The following is a 1,436-nucleotide window of genomic DNA, read 5'->3' on the forward strand; positions in this document are numbered from 1 at the left end:
TGAACTGCACCCCGAAAGTTGGACATCATCCAACCTTCGGGGTGTTTTTGATGGCGAAATATGACGAGAGCTTCAAGCTGCGGGTTATTCGGCAGTGTTTACGCGACGACATCAGCCAGGGGGAAGTGGCTCGCCAGTATGGCGTGGATGTGTCCACCATCCGGCAATGGCTGGCAACCTATCGACAGCATGGCGTGTCGGGCCTGCGCAAGAAGTACAGTCACCACAGTGCGGCCTTCAAGCGGGAGGTGCTTGAGCGAATGTGGCGGGATGGCTTGTCACAACGCCAGGCTGCGGCCCTGTTCGATATCCGCGAGCGCAGCGCTATTGGCAGATGGGAGCGTCAGTACCATAGTGGGGGTCTGACTGCCCTGGAACCTCAGCGCAAAGGACGCCGCCCGATGTCAAAGAAGCCTCCTTCACCGCCCCTACCTGATAAAGAGCGCTCTCAAGAGGCGTTGCTGAAAGAACTCGCCTACCTGCGTGCCGAGAACGCCTATCTAAAAAAGCTCGATGCCTTGATCCAGGCAGAGCAGGACGTGGCGCGAGGCAAAAAGCGCAAGTCGTCCAGGGATTAAGGCATGAGCACCCCCTCGCCTTGCTGCTGCGAGCGGCCGGTCTCTCTCGCAGCACGTTTTACTATCAACGCAAGGCCCGGAGCACCGGTGACAAAGACGCGGCTCTGAAAACGCGTATACGCCAAATCTACGATCACCATCGGGGGCGTTACGGTTACCGTCGCATCACCGCGGCCTTGAAACAGGCGGGCGAGACAGTCAACCACAAGACCGTGCAGCGACTGATGAAGAGTCTGGGCCTGAGGTCACTGGTACGCCGAAAACGATACCGATCCTATCGAGGAAGCGTAGGACGAATCGCGCCCAATCTGCTCGATCGTCAGTTCCAGGCACAACGTCCGAACCAGAAGTGGGTCACCGATATCACGGAGTTCAGCGTCAACGGCCAGAAGCTCTATCTATCGCCGGTCATGGATCTCTATAACGGCGAAATCGTGGCCTACCAGACCGGCAAGCGCCCAGTGCTCTCCCTGGTGATCGATATGATGCACAAGGCGTTGACTCGGTTGGAGCCAGCGGACAAGCCGCAGCTGCACTCCGATCAAGGCTGGCATTATCAGCACCCGGCTTACCGGCGCTTGCTGAAGGAGCGAACCCTGATTCAAAGCATGTCACGTAAAGGCAACTGCCTGGACAATGCAGCGATGGAGAGCTTTTTTGGCACCCTCAAGGCCGAGTACTTTTATCTGAATCGGTTCGAGACGCTTGAGCAACTGCAGCGAGGACTCGATCACTACATCCACTACTATAATCACGAACGCATTAAGTTGACGCTAAAAGGCCTGAGCCCTGTGCAGTACAGGACTCAGGCCTTGGATGCCAGCTAAATGAACCGTCCAACTTTATGGGGTCAGTTCA

The 1,436-nt window shown here is 56.7% G+C and carries 1 protein-coding gene; it reads left to right on the forward strand.

The features are described from left to right. The first annotated feature begins 50 nt into the window (after positions 1-50). Positions 51-1,405, forward strand: a protein-coding gene (locus ABD654_RS05630; RefSeq protein WP_344703123.1) for an IS3 family transposase whose coding sequence is annotated in 2 segments (ribosomal slippage) — positions 51-510 and positions 510-1,405 — 1,356 coding nt in all. Because the reading frame shifts where the segments join, the coding sequence is not laid out codon by codon here. Positions 1,406-1,436: the final 31 nt, after the last annotated feature.

Source organism: Halomonas cibimaris (assembly GCF_039537045.1).
GTDB lineage: Bacteria > Pseudomonadota > Gammaproteobacteria > Pseudomonadales > Halomonadaceae > Vreelandella > Vreelandella cibimaris.